This window comes from Roseovarius sp. D0-M9 (genome assembly GCF_037083805.1).
Classification (GTDB): Bacteria; Pseudomonadota; Alphaproteobacteria; order Rhodobacterales; family Rhodobacteraceae; genus Roseovarius.
The window spans coordinates 162,994-180,601 of sequence record NZ_JBAPKZ010000004.1 but is presented as its reverse complement, the minus strand read 5'-3'; the positions used below and the strand labels follow the sequence as shown (position 1 = coordinate 180,601).

Sequence of the window (17,608 nt, the reverse complement as noted above, 5' to 3'; positions counted from 1 at the left end):
ACCTTTTGCCAAGCCGTCTCGCCGCAGCCGCGTAGAACGGCTTGGCGCGGCGCGCGACTCGGTCCATATTGCCGGGATGTCCTTGCCCCCCGGTTTCCTCGAAGAATTGCGCACGCGCACGTCCCTGACGCAGGTCGTCGGGAAGAAGGTGATGTGGGACAACCGCAAGTCCAATCCCGGCAAAGGCGATATGTGGGCCCCATGCCCGTTCCATCAGGAAAAATCCGCCAGCTTTCATGTCGATGATCGCAAGGGTTTCTATTATTGCTTCGGCTGTCATGCCAAGGGCGACGCCATCAGCTTTGTCCGCGATACCGAGAACGTCGAATTCATGGAGGCGATCCGAATCCTCGCGGCCGAGGCGGGAATGCAGATCCCCGAGCGTGACCCGCAGGCGCAAATTAAGGCAGACCGGCGCACGCAGCTCGCCGAGGTCATGGAGGCCGCGCAGCAGCATTTCCGCCTCATGCTGAAAACAGGCGCCGGGGCCGAGGCCCGCGCCTATCTGGACAGGCGTGGCCTTGATGAGGCGACGCAAGAGCGGTTCGGCATCGGCTTCGCGCCGCAGGCGTGGCAAGGGCTGTGGGATCATCTGACCGGCAAGGGTGTCGCACCTGACCTGATCACCGGCTGCGGCCTCGCGCGCCCCTCGCAAAAGGGCGGCACGCCCTACGACGTCTTTCGCGGACGCATCATGTTTCCTATCCACGACCCGCGCGGCCGTGTGATTGCCTTCGGCGGCCGCGCGATGGATCCCAATGACAACGCGAAATATCTCAATTCGCCAGAGACCGAGCTTTTTGACAAATCAAGGACGCTCTACAACTTCGGCCCCGCCCGCGAGGCGGCTGGCAAGGGCCAGCCCCTCATCGTGGCCGAGGGGTATATGGATGTGATCGCGCTGGCGCAGGCGGGCTTTGGCGCCGCCGTCGCGCCGCTGGGCACGGCCGTGACCGAGGCGCAGCTGGCGCTGATGTGGCGGGCGGCGGACGAGCCGATCATGGCACTGGACGGCGACCGCGCCGGGCTGGCGGCGGCGCGGCGCGTGATCGATCTGGCGCTGCCCCTTCTTGAGGCGGGCAAAAGCCTGCGGTTTGCATTGATGCCCGAGGGGCAGGACCCCGACGATATCCTGCGCGCGCAAGGTGCCGGCGCGGTGCAATCGTTGCTTGAGGGGGCGCAGCCGATGGTGCGCCTGTTGTGGCAGCGCGAGACCGAAGGCCGCGACTTCGACAGCCCCGAGCGGCGGGCGGCGCTGGATAAATCCCTGCGCGCGGCCATCGGGCTGATTCGCGATCCGTCGATCCGCGGCCATTACGGCCAGGCGATCAAGGATCTGCGCTGGGAGCTTTTCTCGTCCCGCTCGGGCACGGCCCAACAAAAAGGCGGCGGTCAGCGCGGCGGGCAAGGGCGGGGCCGCTGGGTGAAGCCCGACATGGCCGCGCGCGCCAGCACCAAATCGTCGCCCCTTGCGCGGTCTGACCCGCGCCAGCATGATCACATGCGCGAGGCGGTCATTCTGGCCTCGTTCATCGCCACCCCCGGCATCGTCGAGGAGTTCGAGACGGCGCTGGATCGGCTCGATTGTTTTGATCCGCTGCATGCGCAATTGCGCGATCTGATCCTGGCTCATGGGGATGAAGGGGCCGGGTCGCTGCACGCTGCGATCGCCGCCGCGATGGGGGGCGAGACCCTTGAAAAGCTTCTGGCGCTGCCCCATGTCGCAATAGCGCCCCCTGTCCGGAACCCCGGCAATCTATCCTTGGCTCAAATGACCGTGGCCGAGGAGTTGGCCAAGATCGCGGCGACGCGCGGCTTGCAGGCCGAGATCGTCGATGCCGCCGAGGACATGCTGGGTGTGGCGGATGAGGCCGTCACATGGCGGCTGGGACAAGCGGCGCAGGCGCGAAACCGTGCCGTGCGAAGCGAACATGAGGATCGTGCCGAGTATGACATTGCCGACAATGGCGCCCGCCTAAACCGTGGTGAGCGTGAGGAATTCGATGCGCTTCTCGACAAGATTACTTTCTCGAAACCGCGCCAATGAATGGATTTTGGTGAGGTTAGGGTAAGAAAAACAAGGTAAACAGGTTGCGAATCACTTCTCCGTGGAAGTGATTCGCGCAAAACTGGGAGTGCCGTGCGAATCACGCGCCCGCCACTTAGGAGACTTACATGGCCGCCAAGGACACCGACGACCAGAAGCCGGACGATCAGGACGCCGAGCTGTCACTGGACATGAGCCAGGCGGCGATCAAGAAGATGATCTCCGAAGCGCGCGAAAAGGGCTTCATCACCTACGATCAACTGAACAAGGTGCTGCCGCCCGATCAGGTCAGCTCGGAGCAGATTGAGGATGTCATGTCGATGCTGTCCGAAATGGGCATCAACATCATCGAGAATGACGAGGCCGAGGACGAAGACCAGCGCGGCACCGCCGTGGCTGAAGTGGGCCGCCGGGGTGAGCTCGCGGTGGGGACCGGCACTGGTGAGAAGCTGGACCGGACCGATGATCCGGTGCGGATGTATCTGCGCGAAATGGGCAGTGTCGAGTTGCTCAGCCGTGAGGGCGAGATCGCGATTGCCAAGCGCATCGAGGCAGGCCGCAACACGATGATCGCGGGCCTCTGCGAGAGTCCGCTGACTTTTCAGGCGATCACCATCTGGCGCGACGAACTCGTCAGCGAGGATATTCTGCTGCGCGATGTGATCGACCTCGAAACGACCTTCGGCAACCAGCTGGAAGGTGAGGGTGACGCGGTCGTCGAGGCCGCGAATGTGGCCAGCCCGCCCAGCACTGCCAAGAGCGAGGGCGCCGAGCTGGATGCAGACGGCAATCCCATTTCCTCGGCTGACGACGACGACGACGATGAGGACGAGCAGGCCAACATGAGCCTTGCCGCGATGGAGGCCGCGCTCAAGCCGATCGTGCTTGAGACGCTGGACCGCATCGCTGACGATTACCTCAAGCTGGCCGAGATGCAGGACAGCCGGATTTCGGCCACGTTGAACGAGGACGGCACGTTTTCGTCGACGCAGGAACAGACCTATCAGACGCTGCGCAGCGAGATCGTTGTGCTGGTGAATTCTTTGCATCTGCACAACAACCGTATCGAGGCGCTGATCGACCAGCTCTACGGGATCAATCAACGCATCATGATGATCGACGGCGCGATGGTGAAGCTGGCCGATCAGGCCCGCATCAACCGCCGCGAATTCATTGACGAGTATCGTGGTCGTGAGCTGGACCCGACATGGCTGGACGATATGGCCCAGAAGTCGGGCCGTGGCTGGCAAATGCTGATCGAGCGCTCGAACGACAAGGTAAGCGAGCTGCGTGCAGACATGGCGCAGGTCGGCCAGTATGTCGGCTTGGACATCTCGGAATTCCGCCGCATCGTCGGGCAGGTCCAGAAGGGTGAACAGGAAGCGCGGCTGGCCAAGAAGGAAATGGTCGAGGCAAACCTGCGTCTCGTGATCTCCATCGCCAAGAAATACACCAATCGAGGCCTGCAGTTCCTGGACCTGATCCAGGAGGGCAACATCGGCCTGATGAAGGCCGTCGACAAGTTCGAGTATCGCCGCGGCTACAAATTCTCGACCTATGCGACGTGGTGGATCCGTCAGGCAATTACACGCTCCATCGCCGATCAGGCCCGCACGATCCGCATCCCGGTGCATATGATCGAGACGATCAACAAGCTGGTGCGCACGGGCCGCCAGATGCTGCATGAAATCGGCCGCGAGCCGACGCCTGAAGAGTTGGCCGAAAAGCTTCAGATGCCGCTCGACAAGGTCCGCAAGGTGATGAAAATCGCCAAGGAGCCGATCAGCCTCGAAACGCCGATCGGCGACGAGGAAGACAGCCAGCTGGGCGACTTCATCGAGGACAAGAACGCGGTTCTGCCGCTCGACAGCGCCATTCAGGATAATCTGAAGGATACGACGACGCGCGTTCTGTCGTCGCTGACCCCGCGCGAAGAGCGGGTGTTGCGGATGCGCTTTGGGATCGGGATGAACACCGACCACACTCTTGAGGAGGTCGGCCAGCAGTTCAGCGTGACGCGCGAGCGTATTCGCCAGATCGAGGCCAAGGCGCTGCGCAAGCTCAAGCATCCCAGCCGGTCGCGCAAGTTGCGCTCGTTCCTCGATCAGTAAGCACAGGCGATCGGCACGCACGCGGGCGTGAAGGGCGGCGCGAATTGTAACTATTTTCGCCCGATCCTTCACGCAGCGTGAACTTTTCCGCTGCTAAGACGTTGCTTTCCCAGATGGAAGGAAAACGTCATGAAACGCTTTGTATTGATCACTGCCCTCTGCGTGCCTGTGGCTGGCTTGGCCACAACCTTCGACAGCGCACCTGAAGCGGAGCCGAATATCGTGGAGATCCGCGTCTCTGAGGACGAACTGGCCAAATGCGAAAAAACCCTGCACGAGTTGCGTCAAAAGCCGATTGTGACTGATAGGGGGTTCAAGCTTCCGGCCTTCATGCGCTCCGACGCGTTGCCGCGCTCCGTATGCGCCTTGGAAATGTAGGACGGCTCTAAAAGGCGCGCCATCGGGCGTGCCTTTTTTAAGTGCGGCCCGCCGAGCTCGTTAGGTGCAATTCATGCATTATTTTGCTGATAGCGCGCACCCCGCGACACACTCTGCGAATATTTGATGCCAAGTCTCTGACCAACGCCATAGCCGATGCGCTGATCGCGCATCGGCTATATTGTTCAGGGCACATGGCCCCGGCGCCAGTTCTGCGCAGGCAGCCTCAATTGGTTCAGCCCGTCGGCATGATGACGACTTCCTGAACATTGGCGCGCTCTGGCTGGTCGATTGCATAAACCACCGCGCTGGCAACGTCCTCGGACTTGAGCTTGTCTGGCTTGGCTTCTTCAAAGAACGGAGTATCGACCATGCCCGGCGCGATCACTGTGCAGCGGCCGCCCCATTCGCGCATGTCAGTCGCCATATTGCCGGCAAGGCCGTGGACGAACCATTTGGATGCGCCGTAGATCGAGCCCGAAATATGAACCCGGCCCGCGACAGAGCCGGTCAGCACCAGATGCCCCTTGGATTTCTTGAGTGCTGCATAGGATGCCTTGAGGGTCAGCAACACGCCCTTGATGTTGATATCGATCAGCTGGTCCCACTCATCCGGATCGCCCTTCTCGATCCCGGGTGTATCGAGGCCGGTGCCCGCATTGGCAAACACCGCATCGACCGATCCGAAAGCTTTGACGGTCTCATCGACAGCACCTTGGACCGATGCCAGATCGGTGACGTCGCCGGGCAGGGCGAGCGCGGCTTCGCCGATTTCAGCAGCCAGGTCGTTCAGCTTGTCCTTGCTGCGCGCAAACAGGGCGACCTTCCAGCCCGCTTTTGCGGCGTCTCGCGCGGTTTGCGCGCCAATACCCGACGATGCGCCGGTGATGAACAGAACCTTGTCTGCCATGGTGTTATCTCCTTTGTTCATGATGTCAGGGCGGCAACGCGTGAGGCGGTCCAAAAGGTCCATTCGCTGCATCTGGGGGTGCGATTTCGCCACTACCCAAAACCTTGCGGCTATCCTATAGTAACTGTGGATAATTGGGCAATCAGACCCAATCCCGAGAGGCAGAGATGAGAAGGGGACAGGCCAATGCGCTGCCCGTTTTGCGGAAATATTGAAACGCAGGTCAAGGACTCGCGTCCGGCGGAAGAGCACGTGTCGATCCGCAGGCGCAGGTTTTGCCCGGCGTGTGGCGGGCGATTTACCACCTATGAGCGCGTGCAGTTGCGCGATCTGGTCGTGGTCAAGACAAACGGCCGCCGCGAGGATTTCGACCGAGACAAGCTGGAGCGTTCGATCCGGATCGCCCTGCAAAAGCGCCCTGTCGAGCCGGAGCGCATCGAGCAGATGATCTCGGGCATCGTGCGCAGGCTTGAGAGCATGGGCGATACCGACATCCCCTCCAAGACCGTGGGCGAGATCGTGATGGAGAGCCTCGCGCGCATCGACACCGTCGCATATGTCCGGTTTGCCAGCGTCTACAAGAATTTTCAGGCGGCCGATGACTTCGACAAGTTCGTCAGCGAATTGCGCCCGGAGAACGCCGCTGGAGCAGCAACCGGGGCCGAAAAGCCTGACGTGTGAGGCCCTCGCGCGTGACCTCCGATGCGGACATCCACCACATGCGCACCGCGCTGGCACTTGGCCGCCGCGGTCTGGGGCAGACCTGGCCGAACCCTTCGGTTGGTTGCATCATCACGCTTGATGGCCGGGTCGTCGGGCGCGGCTGGACCCAGCCGGGGGGGCGCCCCCATGCGGAAACGCAGGCATTGGGCCGCGCGGGTGCACTGGCGCGGGGCGGCACCGCCTATGTCACGCTCGAGCCTTGCGCCCATCACGGCAAGACCCCGCCCTGTGCCGATGCGCTGATCGCAGCGGGCGTGGCCCGCGTTGTCATCGCCTGCGGCGACCCCGATCCGCGTGTCTCGGGCCGGGGCATTGCGACGTTGCGCGCCGCCGGCGTTGATGTGCAGGTCGGTCTGCTTCAGGACGAGGCGCGGCGGGATCTGGGCGGGTTTCTCGGCCGCATCACGCAAGGCCGGCCCGAGATCCTGCTGAAGCTGGCCACATCCTTTGACGGACGCATTGCAACAGCCAGCGGCCAGTCACGCTGGATCACCGGCCCCGAGGCGCGGCGCGTGGTCCATGCGATGCGTGCCCGCCATGATGCGGTCATGGTCGGTGCCGGGACTGTGCGCAGCGACGACCCGATGCTGACGGTGCGCAGCATAGGCGCAGAGCGCCAGCCCGTGCGCGTTGTCGTCTCGCGCGGGCTGAACCTGCCGCAAGACGGCCGCCTCGCACTCAGCGCGCGCGAGGTGCCATTGTGGCTGGTTCACGGCACAGAGGCGGAGCCCGCGTTGGTTGCAACATGGCAGGCCCTTGGCGCACGGATGATCGCCTGCCCCGAAGGCGCGGGCGGGATTGATATGAGCGCCGCGATCCATGCGCTGGGGGCCGCAGGGCTGACGCGGATCTTCTGCGAAGGGGGCGGCGCGCTTGCTGCATCACTGCTGAAGGGCGATCTGGTGGACAGGCTTGCCCATTTTGCTGCCGGTCTGGCGCTGGGCGCGGATGCGCGCGCGGGCGTTGGCGCACTGGAGATTGCCGCACTGGAGACCGCGCCGCGCTTTGCGCTGGATGAGGTGCACGCGGTTGGCGCAGATGCGCTGATGCTGTGGCGGCGCGCCTGAAGCGCATGCCGCTTTGGAGTATTTTTGGAACAATGAAAGACAGCTTGGCGCGCAGCAGAGCGATGTGTGTTTCTTGGCTGTGTCAGATCGGCGCAAAAGTCTTGGACGCAGCGCTATACTGCTCGACCCGGCCTTCGCCGATATCGAGCCATACACCGTGCAGCGTCAGCCTGCCCTTCTCCATCGCGGACGCGACGAAAGGAAAGCTGGTCAGATTCTCCAATGAGACGAGAACGGCTTCTTTTTCGAGCGCGCGCAGACGATCTGTCTCGTCTTCTATTCCCTTGATCCGGCCGTAGCCGGGGCGCAGAATATCCATCCAGCGGCCGACGAAACTGGTCCGCTCTTCGAGTTCGGGCGCGCGGCCCGAACACATGTCGTCGCAACCCTTGATGCCGCCACAATTGGAATGGCCCATCACGATGACATGCGCCACGCGCAGCGCGCAGACCGCGTATTCGACCGCCGCCGAGGTGCCATGCTGTCCGCCGTCTTCGGTGTAGGGCGGCACGAGGTTGGCGATGTTGCGGTGGATGAAGAACTCTCCCTGATCCGCGCCAAAGACCGATGTGACATGCACGCGGCTGTCACAGCACGAAATCAGCATCGCGCGCGGGTGCTGGCCCTCTTGGGCAAGCGTGCGATACCAGCTCTCGTTTTCGGTGTAAGACGTCGCCTTCCAGCCGTGATAACGCTGGATCAGGTAGCTCGGCAGGGGGCGTGCATGCTGCATCCGATGGGCCTCTGGTCATGAGTGGTTGCACCGGGATAAACTGTATTCGCACTTAATTCGACAGACAAATTGCACAGCTCGCAACCTTTTGGGAAGGAAAGAGGAGCAGTTTGCCGACTGTTGCAGCCGCTGTGGGGCGGGCGCGGCGGAAGACATGAATTCGGGGTGAGATCGTGGAACAAGTGACGATGCTGGAACAAAAAGAGGCCGTGCGTCTGAATGCTGGCCGTCTGGAGGAACTCTATTCCCAACTGGGTGCCGCCGGGGCCGAGGATGTGGTGTGCCGCGCTCTGGAAGAGCTGGCCGTGCGCCTGTCGCACACCGAGCGGTGCTACCGCGAGGGGCGTTTGACCGACATGCGCAAATCCGCGCGCAGCCTTGTGGCCATCGCCGACCAGATCGGCATGCAGGCGTTGTCGCGCGTGGCCGCCGATGTGACCATCGCGGCGGATAACGACGATCTGGTTGCCATGGCGGCGACGCTGTCGCGTCTTTTGCGCATAGGCGATTCCAGTCTCAGCGAAGTGTGGGAGATGCAGGATCTTTCGATCTGATGGCTTGCAGGTGCCGGTGACTTAGCTACGCTGCGCGGTGATCGGCGCGGTCCATGTCGTGGCGCGCGGGTCACTGCAACGAACTGAAAGGCTCTCCTTCATATGCCGTCCCAGCCAAGCCAAGCGCGTGCCCTGACATTTGCCACCGATGCCGAAGGGGCGATCCCCTTGCATGTCATCGAGGCAGACAATCTGGAGGAGTGGCTTGGCGCTCAGCCGGGCCGCGTGCGCGCATGGGTGGCGGCGTCCGGGTTCAAAGCAGCCTTGGGGGCCAGCCTGCTGGTGCCCGGCGGGGATGGAGCCCCAATCATGGTATTGGCTGGATACGGCGCGCCGGATGCACGGGCGCGCGGGCGGTTTCACCTTGCCGCTGTCGCCGCCGCACTGCCTGCCGGCACTTACCGGATCGAGGGGCTGAGCGCCGAGCGCGCCGAAGAGGAGGCGCTGGGCTGGCTTCTGGCCGGCTATGCATTTGACCGCTACCGCGAACAGACAGGCGCAGAGGCCCGCATGGTCGCGCCGGATACAGTGGATGCCGCCCGGATCGAGGCCATAGCCGAGGGCGAGACGCTGACCCGCGATCTGATCAACACGCCCGCCAACGACATGGGGCCGGACGCGCTTGAGGCGGCCTGCGCCGATTTGGCTGGCCGGTTCAGCGCCGAGATGACCGTTACGCGCGGGGCCGACCTGCTTGAGCAGAACCTGCCGCTGATCCACTCCGTCGGGCGCGCCGCCGATCGCGAGCCTCGCCTGATCGACATGCGATGGGGCCGGTCCGGGCCGACGCTGACGCTGGTGGGCAAGGGCGTCTGCTTCGATACCGGCGGCCTGAACCTCAAGCCCGGTTCCGGCATGGGCCTGATGAAAAAGGACATGGGCGGCGCAGCGACGGTTCTGGGCCTTGCGCATATGATCATGGCGCTCGATCTGCCGCTCCAGCTGAGGGTGCTTGTCCCGGCGGTCGAAAACTCGGTCAGCGCATCCGCGATGCGCCCCGGCGACATCCTGACGGCGCGCAATGGCAAGACCGTCGAGATCAACAATACCGATGCCGAGGGGCGCCTCGTGCTGGCCGACGCGCTGACCCTGGGGGCCGAGGGGGCGCCCGACTTGATGGTGTCGATGGCCACGCTCACCGGGGCCGCGCGGGTTGCCGTCGGCCCTGATCTGGCGCCCTATTATGCCGATGATCCGGCCTTTGCCTCGGCGCTTGAGGCGGCAGCGGCAAAGGTGGCCGATCCGGTCTGGCGCATGCCCTTCCACACCCCTTACGAGGCGATGATCGAGCCGGGGATTGCCGATCTGGACAATGCACCATCGGGCGGCTTTGCCGGATCGATCACGGCCGCGCTCTTCCTTCGACGATTTGCAAGTGGCACGCGCTACGTGCATTTCGACATCTATGGCTGGAACCCAAGCGCCGCGCCCGCCCGCCCCAAGGGCGGCGTCGGCATGGGCGCGCGCGCCCTGCTTGCGGCCTTGCCCGAGGCGCTGGATCTGTGAGTGATGTGCGCCTGACCCCTGCAAATGCGCGCGTTGCGGCGCTGTCGCTCAAGGGGCAGGTCGCGGCACCGCGCCATGTCGAGGGCGAGGCGCGCCGCATTGCCGTGCCGGTGGCGGACGTGTCGGGTGCGCCGGGCGGCGCGCGCACGCGGCAATGGCTGATGGGGGCGCCGGTCACCTGCTACGAGGTGCATGAGGGCACGGCCTTCGTGCAGGGCGAGGATGGATATGTCGGCTACCTGCCCGCGACTGCACTCGGCTCAGATATGACGCCGACCCATTGGGTCACTGCCCGCGCCACGCATGTCTACAGCGCCCCTGACCTCAAATCACCCGAGCGCATGTCGCTGAGCCACCTGTCGCGCGTCACCGTCACCGGCCAGTCTGGGGGGTGGGCCGAGACGCCGATGGGACATGTCCCGGCGTCGCATGTTGCCGCACTGCCGATGATGCAGGACGATCCGGTGTCTGCCGCCGAAGTTTACCTCGGCACGCCCTATCTCTGGGGCGGAAATTCGTCCTTCGGTATCGATTGCTCGGGCCTCGTTCAGGCCGGCTGCCGTGTTTGCGGGATCGCGTGCCCCGGCGACAGCGATCTTCAGGAGGCGGCGCTGGGCCGCGCCCTGGACGCGGGCGAACCGCTGCGTCGGGGTGATTTGCTGTTCTGGCGCGGCCATGTCGCCTGGGTGCTGGACGAAGGCCGTATCCTGCACGCCAACGCCCACAGCATGAGCACGACCATCGAGGATCTGCCTGCCGCCATCGCCCGGATCGAGGAGGCACAAGGCGGCGGCCCCGTCACCGCGCGTAAACGCCTCTGACCGGGGCGGCCTGCGCTCTTTCATTGTTCTGAAAATACTCAACAGCCCGCTCAGATGGGGGGCAGAACCTTGCCGGGGTTCATGATGCCGTTTGGATCCAGCGCCGCCTTGATCGCATGCATCGCCGCGAGTGCAGTGGGGCTTTTGTAGCGCGCCATGCTGGCCCGCTTGCTCAGGCCGATCCCGTGCTCGGCCGAGAAGCTGCCGCCGAGGGCCAGCGCCGCATCCTCGACCGCGTTGCCGATCTGGGTGCAAAGGGCCGGGTCCGGGCGTGTGGGAAAGACACCCAAGTGAAGGTTGCCGTCGCCCAGATGCGCGACCGATACATCGCGCGCGCCGGGGTCAATCCGGGCGATGATGGCGGCCACCTCGTCCAGAAAGGTCTGCATGCGGTCCACGGGCACGGCAATGTCCCGATCGGCATATGGCTCGTGCAGGGTGATGACTTCGGCGGCGGCCTCGCGACGCGCCCACATGTCGCGCCGTTGTGCCTCGTTCTGGGCGACGACCGCATCCAGGATCGCACCCTCCTCGAAAAGTGTGGTCAGCACCTCTTCGAGATGTGCGGCTATGGGGATCTGGCCGCTGGCATCCGGGGCGGCATCGCGTGGTGCGATGGCGCCGACCTCGACCATGATGTTCACGTCATGGCGCCCCTCGAAGGGTTCGCGATGCGCCGCAGAAAGCTCCAGATAGGTCTCCATATAGGCGCGGGGCATGTATTCGAACGCCTGTACGGCGCCGCCCGTCTCCTGCTGAAGCCGGTTCAGCAGGTCGAGGGCGTCCGACACGGACGGCACCGCGACCATCGCCGTCGCATTGGCAAGCGGGGCCGGGTGCAGCTTGATGACGGCGGCGGTGATGATCCCCAGCGTGCCCTCGGCCCCGATCAGCAGATGGCGCAGGTCATAGCCCGAGTTGTCCTTGTGCAGCTCGCGCATCAGATCGACGATATCGCCATTGGGCAGAACCGCCTCGATCCCGAGGCAAAGATCGCGCGTGTTGCCATAGCGCAGCACGTTGGAGCCGCCCGCATTCGTCGACAGCGCCCCGCCGATCATGGCCGACCCACGCGCACCGAAGAAAAGCGGAAAGATCAGCCCGTGTTCGGCCACCGCATCGTGAATCGACGCGAGGATCGCGCCCGCCTCGACGATGGCGATACGCCCCGACGGGCGGATTTCGCGGATCTTGTTCATCCGCCCCACCGACAAGAGCAGCGCACCGCCCGCATCGGTCGCATCGGTCAGCCCGGTATTGCCCGCCTGCGGCACGATGGGCGTGCCTGTCTCATTCGCCAGCTTGACGATCTGCGAGATTTCCTCGGCCGAGCCGGGGCGCAGCACGGCCAGCGGTGTGCCGCGCTTGTGACCGGACCAATCCGCATCATACCCTGCCATATCCTCGCCGGTCAGAACGTTGGCGGCGCCGATGATCTCGCGCAGTCGGTCCAGCATGCTTCAGAATGCCTTGAAGGTCAGCGTGGTCTCGGTCCGCTCGATATTGGGGATTTGCAACAGGTTCTCATTGATGAACTTGCCCACGTCCTCGCCGTCGGAAATATAGAGCTTCAGCAGCAGATCGAAGGGCCCCGAGGTCGAATAAAGCTCGGAATGAACTTCGCGCAGGGCAATTTCCTCGGCCACCTTGTAAGAGGTGCCGGGCTTGCAGCGGATGTTCACGAAAACGCAGCGCATGGGAATATCCTTCGTATTTCGGGCAGCCTCAGAGGCTCAGGTGCCGGGCGCGCGCGCCCCGCTCGATCGCGGCCGCATGCAGCCGGTCAAGGTCCAGCTCGTAGCGGATCTCTTCCAACAGGCGCAATTCGGAGTCGCCCAGCACACCGTCGGCGGCGGCCACATCGCAGGCCAGCGCATAGGCGGTCTCGAACAGGCGCTCGGGCAGGCTGGCGCGGATGAGGCCAAAGAGCGCATCGAGGCCATCCTCGTCCGAAAAGAGGTCAAAGACGGTTTGGGAAACGACATTGATGCGGTCCGCATCGTAATTGCCGAAGATGGGCAGGTTGTTCACCGCGCTCTCGATCTTGACCAGCTCGGCGGTGCGGATCTGCTCGTCCGAGGCGGAAACGGCGATCATCACGGCCACCAGGCAGTCCTGGGCGCTCAGCGGATGGGTCGCGGTGTCGTTCATCGGGGGTGTCCTTTTCAAAACCGGTCTGTTGCAGGCCGGGCGTTCGCGCGCACATTATTGACCTTGGCCGCCCTCGGCAATAGGAAGCGGCTGACCTATGCGCGCATCCGCGCAGGGGCGTGATCCTTGGAGAATATTATGTCCGATCTGCGCGACGCCGCGATGACATCGAAAGCCTGGCCTTTTGAAGAAGCGCGCCGCCTCGCCAAACGGTACGAGAAGGGCGCGCCGGAAAAGGGCTATGTCCTCTTCGAGACGGGATATGGCCCCAGCGGATTGCCCCATATCGGCACGTTCGGCGAGGTGCTGCGCACCACGATGATCCGCCGCGCCTTCGAGGTGATCAGCGATATTCCCACGCGCCTGATCTGCTTTTCCGATGATCTGGATGGAATGCGCAAGGTGCCGGGCAATGTGCCGGGCCGCGAGGCGCTGGCCGAGCATCTGCAAAAGCCGCTGACATCGGTGCCCGATCCCTTCGGCACGCACGACAGTTTCGGTCACCATAACAACGCCATGCTCCGCCGGTTTCTGGACACCTTCGGCTTTGACTACGAGTTCATCAGCGCCACCGAGTTCTATCGCTCGGGCGAATTCGACGAGGTGCTGCTGCGCGCTGCCGAGCGGTATGACGCGATCATGAAGGTCATGCTGAAAAGCCTGCGCGAAGAGCGCCAGCAGACCTATTCGATCTTCCTGCCGATCCACCCCGAAACGGGGCGCGTGATGTATGTGCCGATGAAGCACGTGGATGCGGCCAACGGCACCATCACATTTGACACCGAAGAGGGCGAGGAGATGACGCTGCCGGTGACGGGCGGAAACGTGAAGCTGCAATGGAAGCCCGATTTTGGCGCGCGCTGGGCCGCGCTTGACGTCGATTTCGAGATGTATGGCAAGGATCACAGCACCAATACGCCGATCTACGACAGCATTTGCGAGATCCTTGGCGGTCGCAAACCCGAGCATTTCACTTACGAGCTTTTCCTCGACGAGAACGGGCAGAAAATCTCGAAGTCGTCCGGCAACGGGATCAGCATCGACGAATGGCTGACCTATGCCGCGACGGAATCGCTCAGCTACTTCATGTATGCCAAGCCCAAGACGGCCAAGCGCATGCATTTCGATGTCATCCCCAAGGCGGTGGACGAGTATCACCAGCAGCTGCGCGCCTACCCCACGCAGGACGCGGCGCAGCAGGTGAACAACCCGGTCTTTCACATCCACCCCGAGGGCGTGCCTGAAAGCCGGATGGTCGTGCCCTTCTCGATGCTGCTCAATCTGGCGTCCGTTGCGGGCGCCGAGGAAAAGAGCCAGCTTTGGGGCTTTATCCAGCGCTATGCACCCGAGGCGAGCGCCGAGACGAACCCGGACATGGACGCCGCCGTCGGCTATGCGCTGCGCTATTACGAGGATTTCGTGAAGCCGGCCAAGGTGTTCCGCGCGCCCACGGACCTCGAGCGTGAGGCGCTGGAGGATCTGCGCGATCAATTGGCCAGCTATGATGGCCCACTTGACGACGAAGCGCTGCAATCGGTGGTCTATAGCGTTGGCCGCGAGCGGTTCGATCCGCTGCGCGACTGGTTCAAGGCGCTCTACGAGGTGCTGCTGGGCGCGTCCCAGGGCCCGCGTTTTGGCGGGTTTATCGCGCTTTATGGCGTCGATGAGACGCGGCAGTTGATCGACGACGCGCTGGCTGGCAAGTTCGTCTGAGGCCGCCCGGCTTGCGCTGCATCAAGGCGCAGGCGCGAAGAGCGGCGCAGAGTGAGGCAAAAGGGAGAGCGCGATGAAATACGCATGGAGCGTTGCAGGACTGGCAGGGTTGGGCGCGCTGGCCGCCTGCATGGAAACGGCGTCGATGCCCGAGGCGGGCGAGGGCCGTGCGCTATATGTCGAGAATTGTGCGCAATGCCATGGCCCCGTCGGGCGCGGCGACGGCCCGTGGGCCAAGGGGATGAACCCCGCGCCCTCAGACCTCACGCAGCTTGCCGAGGGGGGCACATTCCCGCGCGCGCGCGTTCTTTCGACCATCGACGGCTATCACCGCGCGCAGGTGCCGGGCCAGCAGATGCCGGAATTCGGTGCGCTGTTGACGGGCGAGACGGTGCCCGTCGATACCGGCGATGGCGTGATGACCCCGACGCCGCGCCCATTGGCTGCACTGCTCAGCTATCTTGAGAGCATTCAGGACGTCTGAGCGAGGCCCGCCTCGCGCATCAGCCGGTCTGCCTCTTCGCTCAGCAGACGCTCTTCGCCTGCGCCGCTGACAGGGGTGCGCCCGGCCTCCAGAAAGAGCGGCGCGGCCAGCGGCGTGACCCGCGGCAGGCGCATCAGATCAATCCGGTCGCCGATGCGCGCGATCATCTCTTCGATCCGGCCAAAATCGACGAGGCCGCGCATCGCCTCCTGCCGGGTGATGCGCAAAAGGAGGTGATCGGGGTCATATTTGACCAGCGTGTCATAGAGAATGTCCGAGGAAAACGTCGCCTGCCGCCCCGATTTGCGCGCCTGCGGCAGATTGCGCTGGATCAGCCCCGCGATGGTGGCCGAGGCGCGAAATGTCCTTTTCATCACGGCGTTGCCCGTCAGCCAGCTGTCCAGCCCGTCGCGCAGCGCCTCGGCGTCAAAGAGCGGCCCCGCATCCATCAGCGGCTCCAGCCCCCAGATCAGCGTCGCGTAATCGGTTGCGACGAAGCCGAGCGGATCAAGGCCCAGCTCTTCCATCCGTTTGCTCAGCAAAAGGCCCAGCGTCTGCTGCGCGTTGCGGCCTGCAAAGCCGTAAATGCACGCATGCTCGCGCCCCTCGTGCGGAAAACTCTCGATCAGTAGGCGCCCTGCCTGCGGCATCCGGCTGACGCGCCGCTGAAGGTGCAGCCATTCGGCGGTATGCGCGGGCAGGGCAGGCCAGTCGGGCTGCGCCAGCAGGGTGATGATGCGCTGGCTCAGCTGGGTAGAAGTAGCGAATTTGGTCCCTGCAAAGGTGGCGATCTTGGGCTTTTTCCCGTCCGAGCGACTGACCTCGACGGTCATCTCGCGCAAGCTCTCGTATCGCACGACCTGGCCGCCCATGAGGAAGGTATCGCCGGGGGTCAGTGTGGCGGCAAAGGCTTCTTCGATCTCGCCCAAGGGCTTGCCACCCCGATTGCGCTGCATTCGGACCTTCAGCAGGTCACTGTCCTGAATGGTGCCGATGTTCATGCGGATGATCTGCGCGCTGCGCGGATCGCGCAGGTGCCACAGCCCCCCGCGCTGCACCAGCCGCTGCCATTTGTCATAGGCGCGCAAGGCATAGCCGCCGGTCGCACAGAAATCGAGGCAATCGTCAAATTCGGCGCGGGTGAGGGCGGCATAAGGCCCGGCGGAACGCACTTCGCCATAGAGGTCATCGGCGTCGAACGGCCCCGAACAGGCGGCGATCAGGATATGCTGGCACAGAACATCGAGCGGGCCGGGGCCGCGCGGCTCGCCGTCGAGGTCGCGTTCGCGCACCGCTTCCAGCGCGGCGACGCATTCGACCACTTCGAAACGGTTCGCAGGAACCAGGAGCGCCTTGGACGGCGCATTGTAGCGGTGGTTGGCGCGCCCGATGCGCTGCACCAGCCGCTTGACGTTTTTTGGCGCGCCGACCTGAATGACGAGGTCCACATCCCCCCAGTCGATGCCCAGATCAAGGCTGCCGGTGCAGACGATCGCGCGCAGGTCGCCGCGCTGCATCGCGCCCTCGACGCGCGTGCGCTGCCCCCGGTCGAGCGAGCCGTGGTGAATGCCAATGGCAAGATTGCCGTCATTGGCCAGCCACAGGTTGCGAAAGAATATCTCGGCTTGTGCGCGGGTATTGTGAAAAATCAGCGTGGTGTTATGTGCGCGGACCTGCTCGAGCACGGCCCCGATCGCATAGGCCGCGCCGCCGCCGGACCATGGCGGCGCCTCGGCGACCTGAAGCATCTCGATATCAGGCTCGGGGCCGGGATCGGCCTCGATGATCTTGCAAGGGTCGGGATGGCGCGCAAGAAAGCGCGCGATTGCGCCCGGATCCTCGACCGTGGCCGAGAGGCCGACGCGCCGCAGGCCCGGGCAGAGCGCCTGCAGGCGGCTGAGCGCCAGCATCAGTTGATCGCCGCGTTTGGATTCGGCGAGGGCGTGAATTTCGTCGATGACGACGCGCTGCAAGCCCGCGAAAATGCGCGGCGCATCCTCGTAGGACGTCAGCAGCGCGAGGCTTTCGGGTGTGGTCAGCAGGATGTCGGGAGGATCCGCGCGCTGGCGGCGCTTTTGCGTGTAGGTGGTGTCGCCGGTACGGTCCTCAATGCGGATGGGCAGGCCCATTTCCTCGACCGGGGTGGTCAGGTTGCGCTTGATATCGCTCGCCAGCGCCTTGAGCGGCGAGATGTAGAGCGTATGCAGCCCCTTGTGCCCGCCATTGCCAAGCTCGGCCAGCGTGGGCAGAAACCCGGCCAGCGTCTTGCCCCCGCCGGTGGGCGCGATCAGCAAAAGCGAGGGGTCGCCTGCGCGGTCCAGCATCTCTTGCTGGTGGGGATGCACCGACCAGCCGCGCGCGGCAAACCAGTCGGTGAATTTCGGGGGCAATTGCGTCATGCCCCTTACTT

At 64.0% G+C, this 17,608-nt stretch carries 16 protein-coding genes; 10 read left to right on the top strand and 6 right to left on the bottom strand.

Annotated elements, in window-relative coordinates:
* The first annotated feature begins 76 nt into the window (after window positions 1-76).
* The 3 genes from dnaG to V8352_RS04940 all read left to right on the top strand — a co-directional run bounded on the left by dnaG (window position 77) and on the right by V8352_RS04940 (window position 4,536).
* Window positions 77-2,047 carry a DNA primase gene (gene dnaG, locus V8352_RS04950; RefSeq protein ID WP_336423150.1) on the top strand — a complete coding sequence of 657 codons (1,971 nt, stop codon included), beginning with the start codon at window positions 77-79 and terminating at the stop codon, window positions 2,045-2,047.
* 128 nt (window positions 2,048-2,175) lie between these two features.
* Complete coding sequence (gene rpoD / locus V8352_RS04945) at window positions 2,176-4,158, top strand: RNA polymerase sigma factor RpoD (protein ID WP_336423149.1); 1,983 nt, start codon at window positions 2,176-2,178, stop codon at window positions 4,156-4,158.
* 129 nt (window positions 4,159-4,287) lie between these two features.
* Entirely contained in the window at window positions 4,288-4,536 is a 249-nt protein-coding gene (locus V8352_RS04940; protein ID WP_336423148.1) for a hypothetical protein, read from the top strand.
* 235 nt (window positions 4,537-4,771) lie between these two features.
* On the opposite strand, the gene V8352_RS04935 is transcribed toward V8352_RS04940, so the two are convergent.
* Window positions 4,772-5,446, bottom strand: coding sequence for an SDR family oxidoreductase (locus V8352_RS04935; RefSeq protein ID WP_336423147.1), 675 nt, complete (start codon window positions 5,444-5,446; stop codon window positions 4,772-4,774).
* A gap of 186 nt (window positions 5,447-5,632) precedes the next feature.
* Between V8352_RS04935 and nrdR the strand changes: the two genes are divergently transcribed.
* Complete coding sequence (nrdR, locus tag V8352_RS04930; RefSeq protein WP_336423146.1) at window positions 5,633-6,127, top strand: transcriptional regulator NrdR; 495 nt, start codon at window positions 5,633-5,635, stop codon at window positions 6,125-6,127.
* A gap of 11 nt (window positions 6,128-6,138) precedes the next feature.
* Complete coding sequence (gene ribD / locus V8352_RS04925) at window positions 6,139-7,236, top strand: bifunctional diaminohydroxyphosphoribosylaminopyrimidine deaminase/5-amino-6-(5-phosphoribosylamino)uracil reductase RibD (RefSeq protein WP_442970959.1); 1,098 nt, start codon at window positions 6,139-6,141, stop codon at window positions 7,234-7,236.
* A gap of 82 nt (window positions 7,237-7,318) precedes the next feature.
* Here ribD and V8352_RS04920 read toward each other — a convergent pair whose 3' ends face one another.
* The gene (locus V8352_RS04920; RefSeq protein WP_336423145.1) at window positions 7,319-7,969 is read right to left on the bottom strand and encodes a carbonic anhydrase; all 651 of its coding nucleotides are present in this window, start codon (window positions 7,967-7,969) and stop codon (window positions 7,319-7,321) included.
* Window positions 7,970-8,157: 188 nt separating this feature from the next.
* Here V8352_RS04920 and V8352_RS04915 point away from each other — a divergent pair, with 188 nt between their 5' ends.
* The 3 genes from V8352_RS04915 to V8352_RS04905 all read left to right on the top strand — a co-directional run bounded on the left by V8352_RS04915 (window position 8,158) and on the right by V8352_RS04905 (window position 10,850).
* Entirely contained in the window at window positions 8,158-8,523 is a 366-nt protein-coding gene (locus V8352_RS04915) for a hypothetical protein (RefSeq protein ID WP_336423144.1), read from the top strand.
* 102 nt (window positions 8,524-8,625) lie between these two features.
* Window positions 8,626-10,029, top strand: a complete 1,404-nt coding sequence (locus V8352_RS04910; protein ID WP_336423143.1) for a leucyl aminopeptidase family protein — start codon at window positions 8,626-8,628, stop codon at window positions 10,027-10,029.
* Complete coding sequence (locus tag V8352_RS04905) at window positions 10,026-10,850, top strand: C40 family peptidase (protein WP_336423142.1); 825 nt, start codon at window positions 10,026-10,028, stop codon at window positions 10,848-10,850. Before V8352_RS04910 ends, V8352_RS04905 begins: the two co-directional genes overlap by 4 nt.
* A gap of 50 nt (window positions 10,851-10,900) precedes the next feature.
* Here the strand turns inward: V8352_RS04905 and V8352_RS04900 are convergent, their stop codons facing one another.
* The 3 genes from V8352_RS04900 to V8352_RS04890 are packed head-to-tail and all read right to left on the bottom strand — an operon-like array spanning window position 10,901 to window position 13,001.
* Entirely contained in the window at window positions 10,901-12,307 is a 1,407-nt protein-coding gene (locus V8352_RS04900) for an FAD-binding oxidoreductase (RefSeq protein ID WP_336423141.1), read from the bottom strand.
* 3 nt (window positions 12,308-12,310) lie between these two features.
* Window positions 12,311-12,547, bottom strand: a complete 237-nt coding sequence (locus tag V8352_RS04895) for an Lrp/AsnC ligand binding domain-containing protein (RefSeq protein WP_336423140.1) — start codon at window positions 12,545-12,547, stop codon at window positions 12,311-12,313.
* Window positions 12,548-12,575: 28 nt separating this feature from the next.
* The gene (locus tag V8352_RS04890) at window positions 12,576-13,001 is read right to left on the bottom strand and encodes a tellurite resistance TerB family protein (RefSeq protein WP_336423139.1); all 426 of its coding nucleotides are present in this window, start codon (window positions 12,999-13,001) and stop codon (window positions 12,576-12,578) included.
* A 138-nt stretch (window positions 13,002-13,139) separates the two neighbouring features.
* On the opposite strand from V8352_RS04890, the gene V8352_RS04885 reads away from it, so the two are divergent.
* Together V8352_RS04885 and V8352_RS04880 are read left to right on the top strand one after the other, a co-directional pair.
* Entirely contained in the window at window positions 13,140-14,714 is a 1,575-nt protein-coding gene (locus tag V8352_RS04885; RefSeq protein WP_336423138.1) for a lysine--tRNA ligase, read from the top strand.
* Between the two features lie 73 nt (window positions 14,715-14,787).
* Window positions 14,788-15,198, top strand: a complete 411-nt coding sequence (locus V8352_RS04880; protein ID WP_336423137.1) for a c-type cytochrome — start codon at window positions 14,788-14,790, stop codon at window positions 15,196-15,198.
* On the opposite strand, the gene V8352_RS04875 is transcribed toward V8352_RS04880, so the two are convergent.
* Window positions 15,186-17,597: a ligase-associated DNA damage response DEXH box helicase gene (locus V8352_RS04875; protein ID WP_336423136.1), complete on the bottom strand. Its 2,412-nt coding sequence runs from the start codon at window positions 17,595-17,597 to the stop codon at window positions 15,186-15,188. The two genes, V8352_RS04880 and V8352_RS04875, sit on opposite strands and share 13 nt — an antisense overlap.
* Window positions 17,598-17,608: the final 11 nt, after the last annotated feature.